The sequence below is a fragment of the Peribacillus sp. NPDC096540 genome (assembly GCF_050278525.1).
GTDB lineage: Bacteria > Bacillota > Bacilli > Bacillales > DSM-1321 > Peribacillus.
Window position 1 is genome coordinate 1 of the sequence record NZ_JBNNTG010000050.1, and the last position, 23,306, is coordinate 23,306.

The 23,306-nt window shown below is 35.8% G+C and carries 22 protein-coding genes and 2 pseudogenes; 16 read left to right on the forward strand and 8 right to left on the reverse strand.

Annotated features, from left to right (window positions below; all coding sequences use genetic code 11):
- Nucleotides 1–397: 397 nt before the first annotated feature.
- Nucleotides 398–919 (forward strand): GNAT family N-acetyltransferase, encoded by a 522-nt coding sequence (locus tag ACQKMR_RS25715; protein WP_427699818.1) that lies wholly within the window; start codon nt 398–400, stop codon nt 917–919.
- Between the two features lie 387 nt (nt 920–1,306).
- Here the strand turns inward: ACQKMR_RS25715 and ACQKMR_RS25720 are convergent, their stop codons facing one another.
- The 4 genes from ACQKMR_RS25720 to ACQKMR_RS25735 form a co-directional block, all read right to left on the reverse strand.
- A complete protein-coding gene (locus tag ACQKMR_RS25720) occupies nt 1,307–1,816 on the reverse strand; it encodes a DinB family protein (RefSeq protein WP_427699819.1) in 510 nt (169 codons plus the stop codon).
- 484 nt (nt 1,817–2,300) lie between these two features.
- Nucleotides 2,301–2,402 (reverse strand): YjcZ family sporulation protein, encoded by a 102-nt coding sequence (locus ACQKMR_RS25725; RefSeq protein WP_309559666.1) that lies wholly within the window; start codon nt 2,400–2,402, stop codon nt 2,301–2,303.
- Nucleotides 2,403–3,247: 845 nt separating this feature from the next.
- A complete protein-coding gene (locus ACQKMR_RS25730; protein WP_427699837.1) occupies nt 3,248–3,346 on the reverse strand; it encodes a helix-turn-helix domain-containing protein in 99 nt (32 codons plus the stop codon).
- A gap of 207 nt (nt 3,347–3,553) precedes the next feature.
- Complete coding sequence (locus ACQKMR_RS25735; RefSeq protein WP_427699820.1) at nt 3,554–4,927, reverse strand: sigma-54 interaction domain-containing protein; 1,374 nt, start codon at nt 4,925–4,927, stop codon at nt 3,554–3,556.
- A gap of 237 nt (nt 4,928–5,164) precedes the next feature.
- On the opposite strand from ACQKMR_RS25735, the gene ACQKMR_RS25740 reads away from it, so the two are divergent.
- The 7 genes from ACQKMR_RS25740 (at nt 5,165) to ACQKMR_RS25770 (ending at nt 13,982) form a co-directional block, all read left to right on the forward strand.
- On the forward strand, nt 5,165–6,418 hold the full coding sequence (locus ACQKMR_RS25740; RefSeq protein WP_427699821.1) for a Zn-dependent hydrolase: 1,254 nt from the start codon (nt 5,165–5,167) through the stop codon (nt 6,416–6,418).
- A gap of 59 nt (nt 6,419–6,477) precedes the next feature.
- Complete coding sequence (hydA, locus tag ACQKMR_RS25745) at nt 6,478–7,908, forward strand: dihydropyrimidinase (RefSeq protein ID WP_427699822.1); 1,431 nt, start codon at nt 6,478–6,480, stop codon at nt 7,906–7,908.
- 238 nt (nt 7,909–8,146) lie between these two features.
- Nucleotides 8,147–9,550, forward strand: coding sequence for an APC family permease (locus tag ACQKMR_RS25750; protein WP_427699823.1), 1,404 nt, complete (start codon nt 8,147–8,149; stop codon nt 9,548–9,550).
- Nucleotides 9,550–10,287, forward strand: coding sequence for an SDR family NAD(P)-dependent oxidoreductase (locus ACQKMR_RS25755; RefSeq protein WP_427699824.1), 738 nt, complete (start codon nt 9,550–9,552; stop codon nt 10,285–10,287). The genes ACQKMR_RS25750 and ACQKMR_RS25755 overlap by 1 nt, the downstream gene beginning before the upstream one ends.
- A gap of 367 nt (nt 10,288–10,654) precedes the next feature.
- Complete coding sequence (codA, locus tag ACQKMR_RS25760) at nt 10,655–11,923, forward strand: cytosine deaminase (protein ID WP_427699825.1); 1,269 nt, start codon at nt 10,655–10,657, stop codon at nt 11,921–11,923.
- A gap of 299 nt (nt 11,924–12,222) precedes the next feature.
- Entirely contained in the window at nt 12,223–13,650 is a 1,428-nt protein-coding gene (locus ACQKMR_RS25765; RefSeq protein ID WP_427699826.1) for a cytosine permease, read from the forward strand.
- 53 nt (nt 13,651–13,703) lie between these two features.
- Complete coding sequence (locus tag ACQKMR_RS25770; protein WP_427699827.1) at nt 13,704–13,982, forward strand: hypothetical protein; 279 nt, start codon at nt 13,704–13,706, stop codon at nt 13,980–13,982.
- 20 nt (nt 13,983–14,002) lie between these two features.
- On the opposite strand, the pseudogene ACQKMR_RS25775 reads toward ACQKMR_RS25770, so the two are convergent.
- Together ACQKMR_RS25775 and ACQKMR_RS25780 are read right to left on the reverse strand one after the other, a co-directional pair.
- Nucleotides 14,003–14,458 (reverse strand): annotated as a pseudogene (locus ACQKMR_RS25775) (Tn3 family transposase); the annotation flags it as partial.
- Between the two features lie 222 nt (nt 14,459–14,680).
- Entirely contained in the window at nt 14,681–15,052 is a 372-nt protein-coding gene (locus tag ACQKMR_RS25780; RefSeq protein ID WP_427699828.1) for a hypothetical protein, read from the reverse strand.
- A gap of 395 nt (nt 15,053–15,447) precedes the next feature.
- Here ACQKMR_RS25780 and ACQKMR_RS25785 point away from each other — a divergent pair, with 395 nt between their 5' ends.
- From ACQKMR_RS25785 to ACQKMR_RS25800, 4 genes are all read left to right on the forward strand, one after another.
- Complete coding sequence (locus ACQKMR_RS25785) at nt 15,448–15,633, forward strand: hypothetical protein (protein ID WP_063236568.1); 186 nt, start codon at nt 15,448–15,450, stop codon at nt 15,631–15,633.
- Entirely contained in the window at nt 15,630–16,136 is a 507-nt protein-coding gene (locus ACQKMR_RS25790; protein WP_427699829.1) for a hypothetical protein, read from the forward strand. Before ACQKMR_RS25785 ends, ACQKMR_RS25790 begins: the two co-directional genes overlap by 4 nt.
- A gap of 363 nt (nt 16,137–16,499) precedes the next feature.
- Nucleotides 16,500–17,015: a MerR family transcriptional regulator gene (locus ACQKMR_RS25795; RefSeq protein WP_427699830.1), complete on the forward strand. Its 516-nt coding sequence runs from the start codon at nt 16,500–16,502 to the stop codon at nt 17,013–17,015.
- Nucleotides 17,016–17,017: 2 nt separating this feature from the next.
- On the forward strand, nt 17,018–17,959 hold the full coding sequence (locus ACQKMR_RS25800) for an SRPBCC family protein (protein WP_427699831.1): 942 nt from the start codon (nt 17,018–17,020) through the stop codon (nt 17,957–17,959).
- Nucleotides 17,960–18,254: 295 nt separating this feature from the next.
- Here the strand turns inward: ACQKMR_RS25800 and ACQKMR_RS25805 are convergent.
- Nucleotides 18,255–18,986: pseudogene (locus ACQKMR_RS25805) on the reverse strand (IS110 family transposase).
- Nucleotides 18,987–19,320: 334 nt separating this feature from the next.
- Between ACQKMR_RS25805 and ACQKMR_RS25810 the strand changes: the two are divergent.
- Both ACQKMR_RS25810 and ACQKMR_RS25815 read left to right on the forward strand, forming a co-directional pair.
- On the forward strand, nt 19,321–19,473 hold the full coding sequence (locus tag ACQKMR_RS25810; protein WP_427699832.1) for a hypothetical protein: 153 nt from the start codon (nt 19,321–19,323) through the stop codon (nt 19,471–19,473).
- A 176-nt stretch (nt 19,474–19,649) separates the two neighbouring features.
- The gene (locus ACQKMR_RS25815; protein WP_427699833.1) at nt 19,650–19,952 is read left to right on the forward strand and encodes a hypothetical protein; all 303 of its coding nucleotides are present in this window, start codon (nt 19,650–19,652) and stop codon (nt 19,950–19,952) included.
- Between the two features lie 245 nt (nt 19,953–20,197).
- Here ACQKMR_RS25815 and ACQKMR_RS25820 read toward each other — a convergent pair whose 3' ends face one another.
- Nucleotides 20,198–20,323: a hypothetical protein gene (locus ACQKMR_RS25820; protein ID WP_427699834.1), complete on the reverse strand. Its 126-nt coding sequence runs from the start codon at nt 20,321–20,323 to the stop codon at nt 20,198–20,200.
- A gap of 140 nt (nt 20,324–20,463) precedes the next feature.
- On the opposite strand from ACQKMR_RS25820, the gene ACQKMR_RS25825 reads away from it, so the two are divergent.
- Both ACQKMR_RS25825 and ACQKMR_RS25830 read left to right on the forward strand, forming a co-directional pair.
- A complete protein-coding gene (locus ACQKMR_RS25825) occupies nt 20,464–20,718 on the forward strand; it encodes a hypothetical protein (RefSeq protein ID WP_427699835.1) in 255 nt (84 codons plus the stop codon).
- A gap of 77 nt (nt 20,719–20,795) precedes the next feature.
- Entirely contained in the window at nt 20,796–23,123 is a 2,328-nt protein-coding gene (locus tag ACQKMR_RS25830) for a transglycosylase domain-containing protein (RefSeq protein ID WP_427699836.1), read from the forward strand.
- Nucleotides 23,124–23,306 lie beyond the last annotated feature (183 nt).

The following is a 23,306-nucleotide window of genomic DNA, read 5'->3' on the forward strand; positions in this document are numbered from 1 at the left end:
GAGATCTACGTCCCAACCAGCCTAATCATGTTTCCACAAGTAGGGGGCGAACTGTTTAGTTGACGGGGTCCAAGCCCCACGGGCAGGAACGTTCTGCCCCGGCTACCGTTATCATATATCGATATAAAAAATGGTCAACCAGAAATTTCTGGCTGACATTATAATACGAAAGGGGCAGGATTGTTGAAAATCAATATTTAACTTGTATTCAGCAATCGGGGTATTTAATTGAATAACTCATTTGCGTTATTGTGAAACTAAAATGGGTGATGATTATGAAAAGCTGTTTTAAAAGGAATGTGTGTTTTTATATAATTAAAATACCAATTATTATTTAATTGTGATGTCTGACCTCGAGCAAAGGTCGGACATATAAAACTATGGGGAGGAAAGCATTATGAAACAAATGAATGCACCACAGGTACGGATTGTACCTTGGGACGACGGCGACCTTAATTTGCTTCGTCTTCTCAATGCGCCTGAAATGACCATACACTTTGGCGGTCCTGAGACTGAGGAAAAACTCCTTGCTCGCCATAAAACGTATTGTGAGATTGCCGGGCAAGGAACCGGTCGTATGTTTAAGATTCTTTTGCTTCCGCACAACGAAGTCGTTGGCAGTGTAGGCTATTGGGATAAGGTTTGGCAAGGAGAAGATGTTTTTGAGACGGGATGGAGTGTTTTGCCGGAATTTCAAGGTAGAGGGATAGCAACAGCAGCAACAGCGAAAGCCATCGCTTCTGCCGCTTCTGAAAAGAAGCATCGATTCATTCATGCTTACCCTAAAATCATCAACCCCGCTTCGAACACTATTTGCCGCAAGCTCGGTTTCTTGTTTATGGGTGAGTGTGATTTTGAATACCCCATCGGGACTCCTATAGGATGTAATGATTGGAGATTAGAAATAGGCGAAAAATAAACCATAGATTATAAGAAAATGAAAGATCCTATATAAAGTAATTTACCAGAATTACCTGAGTTAATTATTCCAGAATAGGGCGCTTTTCTTTAGCAAGAAGGCGTCTTTTTGATATACCCCTACACATAATGGGATTAGATTTTGTTAAGGTGAAAATATTGTGAACATTTTCACTTAAACTATAGGGTGCGTTAGTTCATTAACTTGGGTTGCTTCGGCAGCCTTTTCTTATGGCACTAAAGGGGCAGATTAGTTCAATAACGAAAGTTAATTTTTGGTTGTAGATGCGCATTTAAATTTATGTTTCGTTTTACTATTCAACTAACGATACATTAGTGGAAAATTGAAGCTAAAAAAGCACTACTCAAAAAGTAGCGCCCTTTGTAACTATTTTTGTTGTTCGAAAAGAAATGCACCATAGTCTGTATTGCAGCCAGTAAATTCGAGTTGTCTTAACATAGCCGTTATATTTCCTCTGTGATAAGTTCCATGATTGACAATGTGCGTAATCATATCATGGTACGAACAATCCAATTGACCAAAAAAGATGGATTCAATTTGATCAAAGTCATTGATTTCATTGAAAGCTTCTCTAAATTCTAAATATAAATCGTCATATAGTTTTTGCAAACCAGTAATATCTTGTTTTTGTGCTGATTCTGCTAAAACTTCCACTCTTTCCTTCATCTCATCAATATCGGAACTTTCATCCCTTAATATAGTAGAAAGCCATCCGTGATCAACAACATACATATGAACCAAAGTATCTTTTATTGATGGGAATACGCTAGTAACTTCTTCGGTTGTAACGTTTTGAGGTAATGTTTGCAAATGAGCAAAAACTTTATTATTTGCCCAAATATGATAATCGTAGAATTTTAATGAACTGTTTTTCATTGAATGAAACCTCTCTCTTCATTTATTAAGAGAAGAAGACACAGTTTTTGGATCAGTAGGTGATTCTTCCCCTGACTAAATATGTTTCAACCCAGTTCTGTAATTTGTCATAATAAACGCCTCCTATTTGATAATCATATTACTGGAATCCAATACGCTATGCAAGGAGAGGTTAATTTGCATTTTATAGTTGGTGTGCATGTTAAAAGATTTCTACTGTTTTTCAGCAAGCGGGAGAGAATAAGATTGTGAAGGATTGTACTTAAACTAACGGGTGCGTTAGTTGCATAAGATATGAGATCCTTGAAGATCCTAAGCGAAGGAAATTCGGGGCTTTATTTTTTCATAACATGTATTATCATAGTTTTTCGCGTTTTGCGGTCTGGACCATAATTAGAGTGTTCAATATAGCTATCATTCCCCAGAAATAGGAATCAAATTTGAAGAATCCGACCAATAAAGGTCGGCTTTTTTCATACTATTTTTAGCAGCAGCCTCCACCAACAAAGCTAGCTCCAACAATGATTAAGAGTATAAACAAAACGACTATGAAGGCGAAACCTCCACCAAATCCAATACCGTCCATACAGAAACCTCTCCTTATTTGTTTTTAAGGAGGAACTTAATTAAATGGGTTATATTACCTTATGCTCTAATTAGGAAAATGACACAATAGTCGGGTGGGTTAGTTCTATAAGAAGAAGTAAAAAAAGTTGATTCCTTAACGTAGAGGAGATCGACTTTTTAGGTTGGAATTCTCTTAGCGTATAAAATTTTCGAAATGGGCGGTATAGCATTGTTGCTACCGTTCGAAAAAGTACACTTTTACGAGCTTTTTTGATTGTTACTTCTTTAAAATATACTCTGTTAACCAATGCTTTTGATTTTTCTTCTTCAACTAACGAAAAAACGCTAGTTCACATAATGCTAATTATCAGTATTGAAAAAGGATCTTCGATTAAAGATCCTTTTTGCTGCTTGTGAACTAAACTTCCCAGTTAGTCTAAACTCAGATATTTAGTGACGACCTGTTTGATCTAGCTTGAGCCAGCCTAGGATTAAAAGGGACTTTCACTAATGACGGCCGGTTGTCACCTTGATGAGAGTTGTATCACTAATCACCGCTTGGGCCGAAGCTTTATACGGGTCTTTATCCCATAATTGAGAGGTATAACAAGAGGTTTGACCTTTATTTACCCTCCCGTTTCCCTCGTAAATGAAGAAGATACTTGAAAAAGCCGAAGCACTGAATAAAAAAGAGCATGGTTTGCAAATGAAATTAGTAAGTGAATTAGAACGTTAAAAGCCTACATCCCGATTTTAAGGATGTAGGCTTTTATTGAATTAATATTAGTTCTTTATTTTAAATGTATTTGTACATTATAATTCTAACACAACTACACAATTGTACAATTACACAATTGCACAAATTCATATTTTCTTCTTTATATTATAGATAGTCATTCTTGTTACACCTGTTTTTTCACTTATATTTTTCACTGACTCATTCTCATTGAGCAAACGGATTATTTCATTGGAACTACTTGGCTAATTATTTGAATAGAATTAAGAAACCCAGCTAATCTCCTATGAAGGTAGCTGGGTTTTAAAGTTGCATGTGCAAAATAGCACTTAAAATAAGTGCAAATTATCGCCTAAAGTGACACCGAAAGGGCTGCGAGTGATCCAGACGAATGACTCGCAGCTTCTTTATTTCAAAACGTTCATTGCCCAAAGCTATTTGAGGGGAATCTTAAATTTTTTAGCCTTTTTTACAACAGTGGACTGGTCAATCTGTAATACCTCTGCCACTTTCCTTGTTGTTTTATATTCTATAAAAGCAGCAATTAATAAATTTCTTTCTACAGCTTCTACAGTCTCTTTTAATGGCCCTAATTTATTGCTTAGACTAATAGATAATGGCTCGATTAAATAATGTATTTTATTACTCCCAATTTTGTCTCCAATAGTAATTATAACCAACCGTTCGATCATATTTTGTAATTCTCGTATGTTTCCTGGAAAATCATATTCGAGCAGTAGCTTTATTGCATTTTCGGAAAAATATTTCTCTGTTCCATATTTGTCATTTATATTTTCTAAGAACATGTTTATTAGGAACGGTAAATCTTCTTTTCTTTCTCTTAATGCTGGAATATTAATAGGAATTACATTTAATCGGTAAAATAAATCCTCTCTAAATCGCCCCTGTTTTACAACCTCTTTTAAATTCTTATTAGTTGCAGCAATTACTCTTGCTTTTACTTCATATGAAGTGGTTCCACCAATTCTTCGTACCCTCTTATCATCTAAAACATGTAGTAGCTTAACCTGTAGACTTAATGGAAGCTCTCCAATTTCATCTAAAAAAATGATTCCTTCATCTGCAATTTCGAATAATCCCCTTTTTCCTTCCTTTGAGGCACCCGTAAATGCCCCTTTCTCGTAGCCAAAAAGCTCAGATTCTAAAAGGTGTTCTGGAATGGCGCCACAATTTATATTAACAAAGGGGAGATCACGGCGTTTACTAAGAGAATGAATCATTTTTGCCATAAATCCTTTGCCAACACCCGTTTCCCCCAGCAATAGAACGGTGGCATCAAAATTTACAACGTGATGAACTGTATCAATAATTTGTTTCATAGCTGCACTTTTATAAGTAATTTTTTGGTTGTCTATTCCATTTCTTTTACTTAATTCCTGTTTAAACCAATCTAACTCAGTTTGTAGATTCTTAAGGTCTGATTTTAACTTTTTTGTCTCTGTAATATCCTTTGAAATATTTATAACTTTTTCAATGTTCTTATCCTTATCAAAAATCGGAATCCCTGTTACTAAAACGATTTTATCGGCCGAGGTTTTTTGAACCAAAGTTACCCTATCTTTTCTTTTCAACACTTCGCTTGTAACCGATTTATCAAAAATTTTCTTATCCTCTAGGTACAAAGAGCTTTCCCCTAATATTTCTGATATCTTTACTCCAAATAATTCCTCACAGGATTTACTAACTCTTATAAATATCCCCTCACCATTTGCAATGGTAATCCCATCAAAGCTTACATCTAGTATCGATGTTAATTCTTCAATGGCCTGATTATTTAATGGCATCATATCTCCCACCCTTCAAAAAGTTGGTTGGACGACATTTGATGATTATTTTCATCATTAAATGATGAAAATAATCATCAAAGAAATAAAACATCCAAGCAAAAATACCTTTAAATAGCGTTTTGTAAATATATTTATGGTTGGCACAATATTTGCAATATATAAAATAGTCTTCGAAATAGTATAACACTAGTTTTCAAGACTTACATAATTTTATTGAATTTATAGGAAGGTGAGAAGATGCAAGTAAATATCGATAGAGTTTCAAAGGATTTTGAAATCATAGTTAGCTATACAAATACTCCTGAAAAAGGTTGTACCCGCTTTTCATACAGCACCGAAGATAAGAAAGCAAGAGAATATCTCCTTACACAGATGAAACAGCTTGGTCTTTCAATAAAAGTAGATGCAATAGGAAATATTAGAGCTAAGTATGGTGATATGGAAAACCCCTCAATTATGATAGGTTCCCATATTGATACTGTTAAAAATGGCGGTAAATATGATGGCTTAACTGGGGTTTTAGTAGGCTTAGAGGTTATAAGAGTATTAAAGGAAGAAAGTATTCAATTATCTCGTCCAGTCGAATTAATCATTTTCACAGAAGAGGAAGGCTCTAATTTTGGGATTACCTTACTAGGCAGTAAGGTACTAACCGGAAAATATGAACTAGAGGATTTAAAGCTTATAAAAAATGTGGATGGAAAAGATCTTTATAAAGTTGCAAAAGATTTTGGATTAGAAATTGAAAACATCAAAAAAGACGTACTTAAAAAGAATGAAGTGGATACTATGATTGAATTGCATATAGAACAAGGTGCAGTATTAGAATCGAAAAACAAATCCATAGGAATTGTACAGGCAATAGCAGGAATGAAAACATTTAAAGTTTCTTTAAATGGTATCTCAAACCATGCGGGAACAACTCCAATGGAGCTAAGATCCGATCCAATGGTCGGAGCTTCTCATATTATTTCTCATATTCAAAAGGCAGCGAATGAAATGGCACTTCCTTCAACTGTTGCTACGGTTGGAAGGATAGATTGTCAGCCTAATATGGGCAATGTTATTCCTGGAAATGTGGAATTCCTTGTAGATATAAGAGATGTAGAACCACAAGGAATCAATTTCATTGCTGATGAACTGAGGACTAAGGTTGAAGAAATTTCATCTAAGTATTCCCTATCAAGCGAAATTAAACTGATAGGAGAATCTGAAGTAGTCAAATTATCACCCAAAATTATAGAAACTATAGAGCAGGCTGCCATTGAACATGGATATAGCTATATGAAAATGAATAGCGGTGCTGTTCATGACGCTGTCATGCTAACTGAATTAGCAGATGTAGGAATGATTTTTATACCGAGTGCAGGCGGTAAAAGTCATTGCCCAGAAGAATATACAAGTATTGAAGAAATTAAATTAGGATGTGATCTTCTACTAAATGTTGTTTTATCTTTAGCTTGTAAAGAAGATAAGTTAAATATTGTTTAGTAGAATTTGGTTGATATAATCTAAATAGATCGAATTTTCAATAAAAAGGAGGAGATAGCATGAGTTTATTAATTAAGAATGGAACTATTGTTACTGCTGTAGATGAATTTATCGGAGACATACTTATTGATGGAGAGAAAATTGTTGCGATTGGCAAAGAATTAAATTTTCCTGTCAGTCAGGTAATTGATGCTACAGGCAAGTATGTATTACCAGGTGGTGTTGACCAACATGTGCATTACTCTTTTGACTTTAAAGGGGAAAAAGTAAGAGGTTTCGAAACTTCAAATGCTGCCATTGTGGGAGGTACAACTACCGTTATAGAATTCGTTAATCAAGAGGCTGGCAAAGGAATAGCTGAAACTATCATTGATTATGATAAAAAAGAAGTTTCAGATTTAGCAATGGTTGACTACTCTTTCCACGGGGTTGTATGTGAACCTACAGATGCACTTTTTAGAGAGATTCCAAGTTTACCAAGTAAGGGAATTCCCACAATTAAGTTATTTATGGCATATAAGGGACTTCCTTTCCATAGCGATGACGAGGCATTATTCAAGGCTTTAAAGGCCTCAAAAGATGCTGGAGTTACTGTTATGGTTCATGCAGAAAATGCAGTTGTGATTGACACACTTCAAAAAGAGTGTATTGCTAATGGTCAAACAGAACCATATTATCATGCCCTTTCAAGACCAACTTTAGTGGAAATTGAGGCAACACAGAGAGCTATTAATCTAGCAGCATTAGCTGAGGCCCCAATTTATATTGTTCATGTCACTGCTAAAGAGGTTATGGAGACAATAAGATCATCTCACAATAAAGGTATTCCAGTATATGGAGAAACGTGTACACACTATTTGATGCTTGATAAAGAGGATTTAGCAAAACCCAATTTCGAAGGAGCTAAGTATGTATGCTCACCGGCACTAAGAACTGAAGACGATCGGAATGCTTTGTGGGAAGCAATTAATAATGGTTGGTTAAATTCAGTGAGCTCCGATCATTGTGGATTTAACTGGGAATCACAAAAGCATATGGGAATTGATGATTTTACAAATATACCAAATGGATCACCAGGTGTAGAAAATCGTCTAGGCATTCTTTGGACTTATGGGGTAAATAAAGGGCGAATTTCTAGACAACGTCTAGTAGACCTATATGCAACAACACCTGCCAAAATTAACGGATTATCACACCGAAAGGGCCATATTGGGGTTGGAATGGATGCAGATATCGTTATCTATGACCCTGATCATAAGTCTATTATCTCCAATGAAACTAGTTTACAGGGAGTTGACTTTAATATCTATGAGGGTTTTGAGCAAGAGGGAAAGGTCGATAAGGTTTTCCTTAGAGGAAAATTAATGGTTGATCATGGCGAGTTTGTTGGTCAAAAGGGCGATGGGAATTTCGTACCAGGAAAGGCGTTTGGGTTATGTTTTGAAAATGAGCAAAAGGTAAAGCGATTAGAGCCGGTTAGTAAAAACTAGTGAAAGAGGGGGCTCTCCTCCTCCCCTTCTTTACTAATAAAAAATATCCTAGAATTGAACCGAAGTCGATATATCGTTGGAGTATTAGTTAAGTGTAATTGAAACCGTTTTCTAAACAGACCATCTAGCACTAATTTTGGTGTAGAGCCGTATTTAAAAGTGAAAATTAATATGGAGAATTTAAAGATAGTAGTTTTGTTAATAAAGTTATCAAACAATTATTTTAAGGGGGATAAGTATGGCCGGTCATAATATAGAGAATTGCGATAATGTGCACAACAACACCTTAAAAAAAAATCTCAGTAGTGGGCACGTCCTTGGTTTGTCAATGGCCGATGCATCTCCTGCAATGGCCGTACTTCTATTAACTACAGGAGTATTTTCAATCGGTGGGACAGCTGCAATCGGTTCATCCATAATCTTATCTGTGGTTGTAATAATGATTGCATTGACTCTTGCAGAACTGTCCTCTTTGTACCCTTTTAGTGGTGGAATGTACTCCTTAGTCAGTAATGCACTCCCCAAACCTCTTTCTTGGATTGCAATGTTTAACCTCCTTATTCAGGGAGTTGTTTTGCCAGCAAGTTTTGTACTAGGGGTCGCTGAATTTCTAAAAGATTTGTTTCCAGGTTTACAGATTTCTAGCCAGATAATAGCGCTTATTACTTTGACTCTAGTAATGATTATTGCAATCATGAGTGTTGAAATGGGTGCTTGGGTAACGGTTGGCATGGTTATTATACAGGTAGGTGTGTTGCTTGCTGTAGTAGGAGCTGCCTTTGTTAATCCACATCAGCCATTTATGGATATTACATTCAATCCCACTATGTTAAAGGATGGTGTCCTCGTTCCTGTTACTTTAGGAGTTATGATAACTACTTTAGCGCCAGCTTTTGGTGTTATTAACGGTTATGATGCAGTGTTAGGGTTTGCAGAAGAACTAAAGGGTGGTCCAAAGGTTCTTGCAAATACAGTCATTAAGGCTGCAGTGTTAGCATCAGTTTTTATATTAGTGCCACTTATTGCAGGTGTTATTGCGGCTCCAAATTTAGTGGAATTCTTTGGTTCAGATTCCCCAATCGTCTATTCTGTAAAACAAGCCTTTGGAAATCAGATTGGAGCTTTGATCACTATTGGAGTAATCTTTGCGCTATTTAATGCTGCATTATCTCTCTTTATGTACTTCAGCCGAGTTCTCTATTCGACAGGCCGTGATAAAGTCTGGACACCTAGCATTAATAATTTATTATCAAAATTAAATAAGCATAGTGTGCCAGCAGCAGGAGTTATGGTATTGTTTGTTCCTACTACAGTTTTACTTTTTGTTTCACAACTTAATTGGCTTATTATTTTTTCTGGAACAGTAATATCAGTCGTTTATTTCTTTATCGGAATATCTGGAATTATGAGTAGAATTAATAATAAGCATGCAGAAAGGCCATATAAAATGCCATTGTGGCCAATACCTAGTGTTATTGTTGTTCTTTTTACTGGTTTTGCAATTGTGACACAAGAGACTCAGTATCTGGTAGGGGAGTTAGTTCTTGCTATGATAGCCTTAATATCTTATTTTTTCTTTTCAAAGATTAACATGAACACTAAAGAAGATAATGAAATTTCTAAAAAGAGAGGAGTAATATAATGTCTAAAAGAGTTGTAGTAATTACTGGTGCTGGAAGAGGTATAGGATTAGCGACTGCCAAAAGATTTGCCCTAAGTGGAGATTTACTCTCACTCAATTTCCACTCATCAGAAGGTCAATTAGCTGAGGTAGCAAAAATCGCAAAGGACAATGGTGGAGACGCAATAATTCTTCAAGCAGATTTGAGTGTACATGAGGAAGCTGTAAACTTCATTAAAAAAACTGAGGAATATTACGGAAGAATAGATGTATTGATTAATAATGCTGGCATTCTTCAATCAAAAGATGCTCATACCATTGAATGGCATGAATGGCAAAGAATGATTGATACGAATGTAGGGAGTACTTGGTCATGTATTAGTACGGCATTACCCCGTATGATTGAGCGGAAAAGTGGGAGGATCATTAATGTTAGCTCTGAGCTAGGGTTAATTGGTTTTCCAACATATGCCTCTTACTGTGCATCTAAAGGCGCAATCATTGCTTTAACCAAAGCTTTAGCTAAAGAATATGCTCCCATCGGCATACTTGTAAATTCAGTTGCACCCGGACCAATAGAAACGGACATGCTTATTAAGGACACAATTGAATACAATGATGAGACTAGGGAACAGATTCCTTTAAAACGTTTTGGACAGCCGGATGAAATTGCATCGGTCATTGAATTCTTGGCAGGTTCTGGTGGTACATTCATGGTTGGGCAAATAATCAGTCCTAATGGTGGAACAGCAATATAGTATTTAAAGGGGTTAAATAGAAATAAAAACACAGATTAAGGCAAACTTAACGTGGCGGGAGATTAAAGAAGCAACTGATGATGAAGCTGAAGTTTACCCTTAGATACGAAATGGGAATTCCTTCTCTTAATAGAATACTCCTTGCGATTGTTCTAGTATATGGAATGAATACTTTATTTAAATTCATAGGGATTTCCGATTTTTACAAGATTATACACCATTCAGAAGGGAATGCCACACCGCCCTGAATGACTCAAAAGTGTTGGTAACTTACTTTAGAAATCACATTATGAATAACACTGTCTAATAATCAAGTTTGTTCCATTATCATATGCAAACTTATAGTTTGCTAGGAGGATTGATTTAAATGTTAATTAAGAATGTAGCTATTCGTAAAAAAGATGGTTTATGGGATATAGCAATACAGGATGGAAAGATTGAAAAAATAGATAGAAATTTAGACCCTATTGAAGGAGTAGAGATAATAGATGGGAGAGGAGGATTAGTCATGCCTCCGTACGTTGATTCTCATACACACCTAGACTATGTTGGTACTTATGGGGATCCAATATATAATTCAACCGGTACCTTATTTGAGGCGATAGATATATGGAACGAGCGAAAAAAGAACATAACATTTGAAGACGTAAAATCTAGAGCTTCAAAAATTTTAAAGTGGAACATTGCAAATGGGACACAACACGTGAGGACACATGTTAATACTGATGAACCTGGGTTAACATCACTAAAGGCAATGTTAGAGGTAAAAGAGGAATTCGCTCCATTTATAGATGTTCAGCTAATTGCTTTTCCCCAACACGGCATCTTAAATTTTAAAAATGGTTTGGAACTACTTGAAGAAGCTTTAGTAATGGGGGCAGATGGTATTGGTGCCATTCCACATTTTGAAGATACTAGGGAAGATGCGGTTGATTCAATTAAAGAAATCTTTAAGCTAGCAGAAAAATACGGAGTGCTTGTAGACGTACATTGCGATGAAACTGATGATGATCAATCTCGAGGGATTGAAGTAGTTGCAGCACAAGCTTCAAGATATGATATGGGGAAATTAGTTACAGCCAGTCACACAACTGCAATGGCTTCATATAATAACGCTTATGCGTTTAAACTATTTGGATTATTGAAAAGAGCAAACATAAATTTTGTTGCAAATCCCTCAATTAATATTCATCTTCAGGGACGTTATGACACATATCCAAAACGTAGAGGGGTCACACGTGTAAAGGAGTTACTTGAAGCTGGACTAAATGTAAGTTTTGGAAATGATGATATAATGGATCCCTTTTATCCACTTGGTGTAGGGAATATGCTAGAAATCTTACATATGGGGGTTCACGTATGTCATTTGACAGGATATCAAGAATTAATTGATTCTTTTGATTTAGTTACCATAAATGGGGCAAAAACACTCAATATCACTGACAGATATGGTTTAGAAGTAGGTAAACCTGCGAATTTAATTATTCTACCTGCAAATAATGAATTTGATGCTATTCGTAAACAGGTTAAACCTTCTTATTCAATTCGGAATGGGAAAGTCATAGCAAGATTAGAACCTAACTACCCTAAAGTGTATATTGGAGAAAATGCTGAAGAGATTGACTTTCTAATTTAAAAGAGGTAGCGTTAGAAAATTACTTTTTCTGACGCTACCCAAGTATCACTTCACTGGTAATTATAGGGATTGTCAGTAATCGTAAAGAGGATTTTGAAGATGCGAGAAATTATGTAAATGATATTATATCTCCTAGAAAAATGAACTATATTGAAATGCTTAGGAAAGAAATTCAAAGCAATTTTATAAATAATCAATTTCGTAAAAATAGCTGGTAACTTTTATAAAGAATCTCTAAATTTGTTTTTATTGTGCCGAACGCATTAAGTAGTTTGGAAAATCAGGAAGGAGTGATATCTATGACCCATAATATAGGTTCTTCTGAACATGATTTGTATAGTCCAGCATTGGCTCCTGTAGATCTTAAAGACAGAAGTGTAACTGCAAGAGGTCTGGGAGTTATTTGGTTTGGTATGGCTGTGCAAATTACTGGTTTTGCAGCATTTTCACAAATGACTAATTATTTCACAATTGGAGAGTTGCTTTGGATTTACACGATTGGCTCAACTATATTAGCTCTTTGCTGCTTTGTTGCCCAAGATATTGGTTTAAAGTACGGGATAAGTTTTGCGACCTCCATAGTAGCTTCTTTTGGTTATAAAGGCGGTAAAATTGTAGGTGTTATACGCACTCTACCCAGTTTGATATTCTTTGCCCTAAATGCCTATATTGGTGCTATTGCGATTAATGAGATTTTTAAAATAATAATAGGATTCGATAATATTTTTGTATGTCTTGCTATAAATGTAATAGCACTGGTTGCAGTTACTATAAAAGGAGTAAAGGGTATCGAAAGATTTAGTACCATAATTGCCCCTTTATTAGCTGTTGTCGGTGTATATATGATGTACGTCATTTTGTCTGCATATAATGTGTCATTAACCGATACATTAAGTATGGGAAGAACAGGAGGAACAAGTAAGTCCTGGATCTTTGGATTTGCAGTAGTTGTGGGGCTTTTCTCAAGCGTGGCGATGGGAATCAACGACATCACGAAAGACTGTAAAGTTGGAGGAACCTCTAAAAGTTGGGTAAAAAATAATAAACTATACTCCATTGCTAGCTTTATAGGTATAGTTCCGTTTCTTGTGTTTTTCACCACTTTAGGAAATATTACAATAGTTCTTTCTGGACGTATGGATCCTTTAGTTGTTATATCAGAACTAATTCAAGAAAGATCAATTATTCTAGCGATAGTCATTCAATTATTTATTGTTGTCGCACAGGCGTCTACTAATACAGCTGCTAATTTACTGCCTTCCGCGTATGTAGCTTGTAGTCTGATGCCTAAGAAACTTAGTTTTAAGTTAGCTACTGTCTGTGTTGCGATTATTGCTTGTATCATTCAACCTTGGAATTATATGGATAAATTGGATTTGATTTTATCCCTATTTAGTACTACAGCAGGACCAGCACTCGCAATTATTGGAGTCGATTATTATTTATTTAGAAAGAGACAGTTAAGTCTTGATGATCTATTTAAATCCAATGGAAAGTACAAGTATTTCAAAGGATATAACCCTGCAGCTTTAATTGTTTATGTAGTTGCTACGGCAATTGGATACTTCTTTTTCCTAGAGTACAGCTTCTTTGTTTCCACTGCATTAGCTCTTGTTTTTTACTATATCGCTGCCAAAGCGTTCGCTAAAAAATATCCCGTCATAATAGAAGAGGCATTGATAGTACATCCTATCGATAATTCCAAATCTAATATCCAAATAAATTGATATTTCGCAGAAAAACAAAGACATAAACTAATTTAAATAACTCTAGCATTTGAATGATTACCATTCTGGATGAAGTCATCCCGTTAATCGATAATGTAATCCGCACTTCAGGTTGTGATTCTTCTAGTTTTGCATCAATAAGGACTCTAAATCTAACAATTGCAGAAATGGCTGAAAATAAAACAAAGGTAATAGAAAAATTTGTTGAAGTTGGGAGAAGAGCCATAAATGAAGACAGTGCACATGTGCTAATTGGGGTCCTGCCGACAAAACGCAGATATTATATACTAAGGAATTTATTGGAAGAGAAAGCTTTGATTTTTCTACGTTAAGAGAAAAATCAAAGCTTTATTTATATCCTAAGTGGGAGTAGTGAATGGATAGAGTTTGAAATCTCAGGTTTAAATGAATATTCACCTAATAAGTTAATGTGTTCCCATCCCAAAGGAGATATATGAGGTAGTAATTCCTCTTTATATTTTCCTGTCGTTTTCAAATGTTCAATTGCTTGTGATAGATACACGGTATTCCAAATACTGATGGCATTAATAATAAGATTTAAGGAACTGGCACGTTGTAATTGATCTTGTAATGCTCTTTCTCTAAGTTCTCCATGTTTTCCGAAGAAAATAGCTCGTGCCAAAGCATTCATGGCTTCACCCTTATTTAATCCACGTTGGATCCGACGACGTAACGTTTCACTAGAAATATAATCTAAGATGAATAGAGTTTTATCAATGCGTCCCATCTCTCTTAAAGTTGTCGCAAGGTTATTTTGCCGAGAATAAGAACCTAGTTTTCCCATGATGGGGTAGTACCAGCGTCGCTGTCACTGCCCGCAAAGTAAGTGGATACTTTTGGTAATCAGAAAGGTTATCCATTCCCTGATTAATCCCTAACCCAAAGCACCAGGTTATTTAAAAACTAGTTGCATAAAGAAAAAGCGACTGCTTTTATTCGCAATCGCCCCATTAAACACAATATGAGGATGTCCTAATTAGAAATAACCCCATATCGAAAAGTCCATTAACTATTCAACCATCGATAACAGTATTTTTTCCATTTCTTCTTTTGATAAGATATCTGCACTCATTGTAATTTCATATCCTTCTCCTGGAATAGTTACTCTCATTCCTTGAACATTGCTGTCATCATAATATGCAAACTCAAATTTAAAACCATTTAACGTATAAGAGTTGATATGGTCATACTTCCATGACTCTAATTCACCCTCTTTATTTTGACCTATTTTCTGTGTAGTAGTTCTAAAACCATGACCATTTGGACCTCCTCGATATTGAAATTCTACAATGGGGTCTTTCCCTATATTCATTTCCTCTGTACGTGGGGTAGCATCAGGAAAATGCGTATTTACAACGATAAGTATTCTGATACAAGTCATATGGACATTATGAACTCTATTTTGTAGGTGATTGGATTGTGTCTAAAAAGGCTCTACACTATTGAGATTGTGAAAGAATGTACTTAAACTAAAGGGTGCGTTAGTTCATTAAGGATCACCAAAAATAATCAAACTATATTATAAAAACTGTATACTAAATCACAAGAAAAGAATCCATTTCGAACAATCTTTTTTCAAAATGGATTCTTTTTGTTCTTTTTTTATGGAAACAGGCACACCTTAAAGGCATTCCTTTGATATTATTCATATCCAAAGAGAAGTTTGAAAAACTAACAAACATTAAAAGACCGTCAATAGACCTGTTTTTTGTACGAAAGAAGGATGGCCACCAAGTTTCGACGAATATATCAATATACTTTTTGGAGGTGTTGGATATGGCGATTTGTTGTGGAGAGTGTCACGTTGAATTAAAGAGTGATGATTATGTCACATTAGATGAATTTAGCACGATGAGGCACACATATTGCGGTTATGATCTTATTGCCGATCTGATCAAAGACATTGGGACTTATCGAAATATCAAAACAAAGTATTGGTTTTCCCGTGAGCGTACTAAATGAACATCGGTGAAATCTTGGAGTTAATTAAAACTGATACACCAGCGAATATTGCCAAAAGGGTTGATGTTCATCTTTCAGAAAAATTACTAAGAAAAGCATTGAAAAAAGCTGGTTATGAGTATAGAAATACAGGCGAAAAAGGTTGGTATTTTGTTGGTGAAGGTGACGAGGAAACGGTACAAGAGCAGCTTATTTATGAATTTGCAACCGCAGGAAAAGCAAAGGCGAACGTTTCAACTAATGTAAATAAAGAACCTATTAACGATACCAACCAACGTTCTAACGTTGGCATAAAACGTGGTAAAGAACAGGTCAAACAAGCGAACGAACAATCAGCACCAACTATAGAACGAACCAACGTTATAAGAAAACGTTCTTCATTCGATATGGATGTTGAACTTATGAAGGAACTAAAAATACAAGCAATCATTCATGATAGGACGGTTTATGAACTAGTTGAAAGTGCCGTAAGGCACTATTTAGCTGAATTAAAGGGAGAATGATGTGGCTTTGAAATAAAGTTGAACTGTTTATAAAAAAGTCGCACCGTTTTGAAAAAAGTTTAACCGTTTATAAAAAAGATGAACCGGAATTTTCTATCTCTATAAAGAGGGGATTTCGGTTTTTCTTTTGGATTAAGAACCTGTTAAGTGATAATAAAGTTATTCCATTAAAGGGCCAGATTGTGGAAGAATCATGAACAGTAAACATACTGGTTAAAGATTGTTTGTGAAAAGTTACACTTAAGCTATCGAGGTAGGATAAAGATTTTCTCATGATTCAAAAAAAAATATTTTCCCTTGACTCTTACGTGACGTAACGGTTTATAGTGAAGATACCGGTAAAAATACTCGCGAAATAGGGGGGTGGTTATTTTAGTTTCAGGTAAGAAGAAATGGAAGACAGGGGAACTTGCAAAGTTCACAGGTTTAACGATTCGGACCTTGCGGTATTATGACCAAATTGAATTGTTCTCACCATCAGACTATTCAGAATCAGGATATCGCCTATATAACGCCACAGATCTTTCGCGGTTACAGCAAATTCTTAGTCTAAAAGATTTAGGATTAACGCTCGAGGAAATTAAATCGATCCTGGCCGACGATACGTATAACCCTATTGAAGTGGTGACTCTTCAAATAGAACGTTTAAGAGAAAATATAAGAGTTCAACAGAAGCTGTTAAAAGATTTACAAAATGTATTTGAGATTTTGCAAACGAAAGAGACATTGACGGTTCAAGATTTTACAAATTCAATTGGAATGATGAAAAAAAGTCATGAAAATTATTTTTACGGGCGCCAAAAGAATATGGAGCGCCAATTTGATCGACTTGGCGAATTCCTTTCTAATCATCCGTCTCACCAAAAAAGGAGGAAGTGAGAATGAAAAAACACTTTGCAACACACGATACCTTTGTTATTGAAAAGGTGTATAATTTCACACCTGAAGTGGTATTCGCTGCATGGGCGGACCCAGAGCTTAAAGCAAAATGGTTCACTGAGGCGGAAGAGTTTGATTTTCGAGAGGGTGGACAAGAGATAAATCATGGCGGCCCTCCAGGAGGTCCCGTTTACACATTTAAGGCTCACTATCAGGAGATCATTCCTGACCACCGTATTGTCTATTCTTACACCATGGATCTCGATGAAACGCGGATTTCCGTTTCTGTAGCAACGGTCGAGTTTAAACAAATTGATGAAGGAACACACCTGATTTTTACCGAGCAAGGCGCATTCCTAGACGGCCATGATACAGCTGCAGTTCGTGAGCACGGGACAAGGATTTTGCTGGATCAGCTTGGTGAACAGTTTAAAAATAATCAAGAGTTAAGAGTATCCTCTGAGGTATCGAAGATTATTAACGCTCCTGAGCCAATCTCTGATCGTGAGATTGTCAACACACGTATCTTCAATGTGCCACGTGAAATCATGTTCAAAGCATTCAGTGACCCGAATCATTTGGAAAAATGGTGGGGACCCGAGGGCTTTACTAATACGTTTCATGAGTTCGATATGCGACCAAACGGTATTTGGCGTTTCATTATGCATGGACCCAATGGTGTAGATTATGAGAATAAATCCATCTTTTCCGAAATAATTGAACCTGAAAAGATTGTTATCCACCATCTGGGGCCAATACATGAATTTTTACTAACCATTACATTTGCTGAGAAAGAAGGCAAAACCGAACTTATATGGCAAATGCTCCACAAATCAGTTAAAGAATGCGAAAAAGTGAGAAGTTTCTGTTACGAAGCCAATGAACAGAACTTTGATCGACTTGAGGCGGAACTGACTAAAATGGTTAACGGATTGCAACACTAATTTAATTTTATTAAAATAGGCGCTAACATAGAAATTTTACTTATTCAGCTAAAGGGCGCTTTTCTTTAGTAGGAAGGCGTCTTTTTGATATGCCCCTACACATTAAGGGATTAGATTTTGTTAAGGTAAAAAAAGATTGTGAAGATTTTCACTTAAACTAAACCAGCCAATAGTTTGTCAACATTTTTCAATGAAAACTTAAAATGTTTCATGTTATACTAAATTTGCGTATGCCAAATAACCTTCCAAGACTCTGTGTTTGGAAAGTTTCGGATTATTTAGTTATTCTTTTAAACTAGGCTAGATCTTGGAAAACCGATTTGCTTTTTAATAGTGCATAAATCCAATGTAAGAGTTTATTGGCACATGCTATCACAGCTACTTTAAAGGGCTTTCCTTCTTCACGTTTCTTATCATAAAACTCTCGTAATCACTTGTTACGAGGAATGATTTCATCTGTCGTTTTCTTCTTGCGACAATCACGAATGGCACATTTAACAGCCATATACAAGGCGTGTCGTAGCCTACTAGAACCTCTTTTGGTAATCCGATTTAAAGTACCTTTGAATGTTCCAGATTCAAAGACACTTGGATCAATTCCGGCAAATGCTACTAGCTTTTTAGGGTGATTAAACCGATCAATCTCTCCAATTTCAGAAATAATCGTTGCCCCGATTTTTTCACCGATACCAGGGATTGATTGAATAATCTTATATTCTTCAATACTTTTCGCTAAGGCATCTATCTCATCTACAAGATTGGATAGATGTTTTTTGTATTCAAGAAGCATATTAATATACATATCCAGGCTTAAGACCAGACTATGATAATGTCCAGTGGATTCCAATACAATAGGAGGCCGTCTCCCTGATACACCTTCTACTTCTCTAATAAAGTCTAGAAGATTTGTCAGTCCTTCAAGTGTATGTGCTACTTTAAAGCTCTTTTTGTACGGCTGTTTTTTATCCAAGAACGCTTGAACCTGACTTTCACCTTTTGCCATATCCAGACCAATGAATGGATTCATCGTCTATCTCCTCCTTGAAATACAATTAACCGGTAACCCCTATTCCTCCATGTAGTTTCATAGCTTCGCTTGTTATACGAGATCGTAGTCCCAACCAGCCTAATCATGTTTCTACAAGTGGGGGGCGAACTGTTTAGCTGACGGGATCTTAGCCCCACGGGCAGGTACGTTCTACCCCGGCTACCGTTATCATATATCGATATAAAAAATGGTCAACCAGAAATTTTTTCTGGCTGACCTTATAATACGAACGGGGTAGGTTAGTTTAAGAAGGAATGTGGTTTTTTATGGTAAAGTCAACTTAATTATCTTCATTAAGGAGTCTACCTGCAATATGAAATTAGATGATAAAAAGAAAAAGGTACAAATGAAAAATAGAGAGAAAATAAGGGAAAAGAAAGAAGATAGAAATTATAGTAAAAAACTGCTTGTTATTGTTACTACAATTATTATTATTCTAGTGGCATACTGGGCAAACTCCTTTTAAAAGCCTGAGTAATTCAAATTATAAGCATCAACCTTTACCGAATACTATTCTCTATCTGAACAATAAATACATTCTTCCACTATAGTAACTAAACTGTAAACGGATTGTTACGCAAATAGCATTGTTGGAGGAGACTTCAATGTATATAATTAATACTCGTTAAGGAGTGATGAAAGATGATAAGCGTAACAGTAGATAAATTAAAATTCAAGAAACAATTATCGGTGATTGAACAAATCACACTGAAAGATTTTCTGTATACCTGGGTATGTAGCTCAAGCAAGGGGTTGGATGATTTTTTTCACCTTGAGTACACAGTAGATGTATTTGCCAAAATGGAAAAAACGACGAATGACACCGATTTGTTGATTTCTGATGATGATTATTTCAGATACATAACATTGACGGAAGATAATCAAATTGTGATGGGTGTTTTAGATATGAATTCAGAATTAAAACATAGAATAATTTCACACTAGATAAGATTAAATAATTCTTCGTTTTCTTTAACCCATACAACAAGAGGCAGCGTGGTACACTGTCTTCTTTTATTTGTTCACTATATGTCTTATGCGACGTTTCTGAACTAACCTGCCCTGATAGTTGCATAAAGAAGAAGCTGCCTTAAAGACAGCTCCGATCTTCAGCTAACGCACCCGTTAGTTCATTAAAGCTAGTTTTTTATTTGTGATTTTTTAATATCTGAACCTCTGAACCTCTTCTTCTAGGTTATCGATTTTTGTTCTTTCTTAGGTTCTAAAATTCTTCGACCTAATATAACGAAGAAGCCGGTAATAGCAATAACTCCCCCAGCTGAAGCTATAAGCAATACCAAGGTAATGTCAAACATAAAAACAACTCCTAATTTATTTATAAGATTAAAAATCCCTTTATTGTTAGATTGATAAAATCGAAATTACTTCACAATCCGTATACATTTCGCTTGTAAATATGTTTAATACTAACAATATTTTGCCAAAGAGATTTTTTATGGCTAAAACAGAAAATATAATAGAAATCGAGAATGAAAAAATTGCGAGTTTTGGTGGAAAATATGCAACGTCTAAAATGCTTATCATAGGAAAATACAAAATAAAAATGCATGTATTAGATAAGATAGTACGAAGTAATTACTTTATTGCGAAAACCGACCAAGGAGAGTATAGGATAAATTCTTCCTTAATACGTTATATACAGGTTTTGAATGAAATGCATTGTTTTAAATACCATACTGATCATCAATGACTAGTGAGTAAATAAAAGGTTATTTGCATAGTTTTCTTCAATTTTGTTGAGTAACTTGAATATGGGAGAGAAGATTAATGTCAGAAACGTATCGTTTTCGTCAGGAACGAAAACAAGTGAAAAAAACAAAACAAGATCAAAAAAAAGGTAAAAACCCCCCTAAAAGGAAGTCTTTCTTGAAAAAAGTTTTACTTTGGTGTTTATTATTAGGTGTTGTTTCAATTGGAATAGGGGCAGTTACGGTTGCAGCGATGATTAAGGATGCACCTAAAATAGATGCTTCAAAACTAGTCGATCCGCTTTCTACCAAATTATACGATAAAAACGGGAATTTCCTTTACGAATATGGTAAAGAAAAGCGCACAAAAATTAAGTATTCTCAAGTTCCAATAATGTTGGAACATGCTTTCATTGCCACGGAGGATGCACATTTTTATGAACACAATGGCATTGATATAAAAGGAACTGCGAGAGCAATCTTCAAGAACCTAAAAGGGGATTTCGGATCTCAAGGCGGAAGTACGATTACACAGCAGGTCATTAAAAACTCCTTTTTGTCACCTCAGAAAACAATAAAGCGAAAGGTACAGGAATGGAGCTTGGCCTATCAGCTTGAGCAAAAGTATTCTAAACATCAAATCTTAATGATGTATTTAAATAAGATCTACCTTGGAGACGGGGCATATGGTGTAGCGGCTGCCGCCAAAAATTACTACGGAATCGATGCCGATCATCTAAATAAATTAACGCTTCCGGAGGCTGCTATGTTGGCGGGGCTCCCACAGAGTCCAAGTTATTACGATCCCACTGAACCCGAACATGTGAAAGCAGCAACAAATCGTCGTAATATTGTTTTAGAAGCTATGTATAAACAAGGGTATATTACGAAAAAGCAATTGGAGGATGCAAAGAAGGTTCCAGTTACAGCAGGACTTGTTCCAAAAACGAAACAACAAGGAATGCCGTACGAGGCGTTTTTGGATGCTGTTGTAAAAGAAGTTGAAAGAAAGCTGAAAAATGTAGATATCAGTTCGGATGGATTATCTATTTATACGACGCTAGATCCAAAAGCTCAGACCTTTGCGGACAAAATAATGAACACCGATACGATTATTTCTTATCCAAATGACAACTTTCAAGGAGCCTTCGTATTTTTAGATACAAAAACAGGAGAAGTTCGAGCTATTGGAAGCGGTCGAAACCAATATAAAGCTTCTTTCCGAGGCAACAACTTTGCGGTTAATATTAAACGTCAACCAGGATCTACTTTCAAGCCAGTCTTTGATTATGGTCCGGCTATTGAAAATTCAAAATGGTCTACAGCACACCAAATTAATGATCATGAGATAACCTACTCAAATGGTCAATCTATTTCTAACTGGGATCATCAATATCACGGAATGTTGTCGATTAGAACAGCACTTCAATGGTCATACAATATTCCAGCACTCCTTACCCTTCAAGAAGTAGGGATGGATAAAGCACAAAACTTTGCAGAAAATCTGGGTATTACTTTTAATAATAATAAGGTGTACGAATCATATGCGATTGGAAGTAATACGGTTAATCCATTAGAGTTGGCAGGGGCATATAGTGCTTTTGGAAATAACGGTGAATACAATACACCACATTTTGTTCGTAAAGTTGTCTATCCTGATGGCAGAGTTGTTAATTTAACTCCAAAGCCAAAACGTGCTATGCATGATTACACAGCTTATTTGGTGACGGATATGTTACGGACAGTCGTAAAATCTGGTACAGGAAAAACAGCAAATGTCCTTGGACTAGATGTGGCTGGAAAAACTGGCACAACCAATTTTGACAGTAAAACCAGAGCACAATATGGATATCCATCCGGTTCGGTAAATGATAGTTGGTTCGCTGGTTATACACCGCAATACACTATGGCGGTTTGGACTGGATATACTAAAAATGGTCCAGGTAATTATATGGATGGAAATACAACTAAAATCTCGCACCAAATGTTTAAGGTCATGCTGGAAGCCTTTGGAACAGACCAAAGTAGCTTCCAGCAGCCTAGTGATGTATACCAGGTGAATAATGAACTGTTCATTAAAGGTGCAAATCCTGAAGAAGGTCCACCAGTTACAAAAAATAATAAAGATAAACCATTTGGTGGAAATAAAGAGGATAAAAAACATAAACAACATAAACAAGAGGAAGAGAAGCATAAACAACAAGAGGAAAAGAAACACAAACAAAAGGAAAAGAAGCATAAACAACAAGAGGAAAAGAAACACGAACAAAAGGAAGAGAAGCATAAACAACAAGAGGAAAAGAAACACAAACAAAAGGAAGAGAAGCATAAACAACAAGAGGAAAAGAAACACAAACAAAAGGAAGAGAAGCATAAACAACAAGAGGAAAAGAAACACGAACAATAAAGATTTTTAGGATGGGATCGCATTGGTTCCATCCTTTTTTATGATACACAAAAGAGAATGTGAAGGTTTCTACTTAAACTATAGGGTGCGTTAGCATTCCTGTAGAGCATTAATTATCGGCTTTGAAAAAAACAGAGCCCCTCAGTATGATGAGAGTACACACAAACCAAAACTCATCTTAAG

What these genes read in the sequence shown, in the direction of transcription:
- ACQKMR_RS25800 (WP_427699831.1), top strand. Translation starts at nt 17,018, where the DNA reads ATGAAAAAACACTTTGCAACACACGATACCTTTGTTATTGAAAAGGTG.
- ACQKMR_RS25820 (WP_427699834.1), bottom strand. Translation starts at nt 20,323, where the DNA reads ATGTTTGACATTACCTTGGTATTGCTTATAGCTTCAGCTGGGGGAGTT.
- ACQKMR_RS25830 (WP_427699836.1), top strand. Translation starts at nt 20,796, where the DNA reads ATGTCAGAAACGTATCGTTTTCGTCAGGAACGAAAACAAGTGAAAAAA.
- ACQKMR_RS25750 (WP_427699823.1), top strand. Translation starts at nt 8,147, where the DNA reads ATGGCCGGTCATAATATAGAGAATTGCGATAATGTGCACAACAACACC.
- ACQKMR_RS25740 (WP_427699821.1), top strand. Translation starts at nt 5,165, where the DNA reads ATGCAAGTAAATATCGATAGAGTTTCAAAGGATTTTGAAATCATAGTT.
- ACQKMR_RS25720 (WP_427699819.1), bottom strand. Translation starts at nt 1,816, where the DNA reads ATGAAAAACAGTTCATTAAAATTCTACGATTATCATATTTGGGCAAAT.
- codA (WP_427699825.1), top strand. Translation starts at nt 10,655, where the DNA reads ATGTTAATTAAGAATGTAGCTATTCGTAAAAAAGATGGTTTATGGGAT.
- ACQKMR_RS25810 (WP_427699832.1), top strand. Translation starts at nt 19,321, where the DNA reads ATGAAATTAGATGATAAAAAGAAAAAGGTACAAATGAAAAATAGAGAG.
- ACQKMR_RS25780 (WP_427699828.1), bottom strand. Translation starts at nt 15,052, where the DNA reads ATGACTTGTATCAGAATACTTATCGTTGTAAATACGCATTTTCCTGAT.
- ACQKMR_RS25725 (WP_309559666.1), bottom strand. Translation starts at nt 2,402, where the DNA reads ATGGACGGTATTGGATTTGGTGGAGGTTTCGCCTTCATAGTCGTTTTG.
- ACQKMR_RS25770 (WP_427699827.1), top strand. Translation starts at nt 13,704, where the DNA reads ATGATTACCATTCTGGATGAAGTCATCCCGTTAATCGATAATGTAATC.
- ACQKMR_RS25790 (WP_427699829.1), top strand. Translation starts at nt 15,630, where the DNA reads ATGAACATCGGTGAAATCTTGGAGTTAATTAAAACTGATACACCAGCG.
- ACQKMR_RS25825 (WP_427699835.1), top strand. Translation starts at nt 20,464, where the DNA reads ATGGCTAAAACAGAAAATATAATAGAAATCGAGAATGAAAAAATTGCG.
- ACQKMR_RS25755 (WP_427699824.1), top strand. Translation starts at nt 9,550, where the DNA reads ATGTCTAAAAGAGTTGTAGTAATTACTGGTGCTGGAAGAGGTATAGGA.
- ACQKMR_RS25735 (WP_427699820.1), bottom strand. Translation starts at nt 4,927, where the DNA reads ATGATGCCATTAAATAATCAGGCCATTGAAGAATTAACATCGATACTA.
- hydA (WP_427699822.1), top strand. Translation starts at nt 6,478, where the DNA reads ATGAGTTTATTAATTAAGAATGGAACTATTGTTACTGCTGTAGATGAA.
- ACQKMR_RS25715 (WP_427699818.1), top strand. Translation starts at nt 398, where the DNA reads ATGAAACAAATGAATGCACCACAGGTACGGATTGTACCTTGGGACGAC.
- ACQKMR_RS25815 (WP_427699833.1), top strand. Translation starts at nt 19,650, where the DNA reads ATGATAAGCGTAACAGTAGATAAATTAAAATTCAAGAAACAATTATCG.
- ACQKMR_RS25765 (WP_427699826.1), top strand. Translation starts at nt 12,223, where the DNA reads ATGACCCATAATATAGGTTCTTCTGAACATGATTTGTATAGTCCAGCA.
- ACQKMR_RS25785 (WP_063236568.1), top strand. Translation starts at nt 15,448, where the DNA reads ATGGCGATTTGTTGTGGAGAGTGTCACGTTGAATTAAAGAGTGATGAT.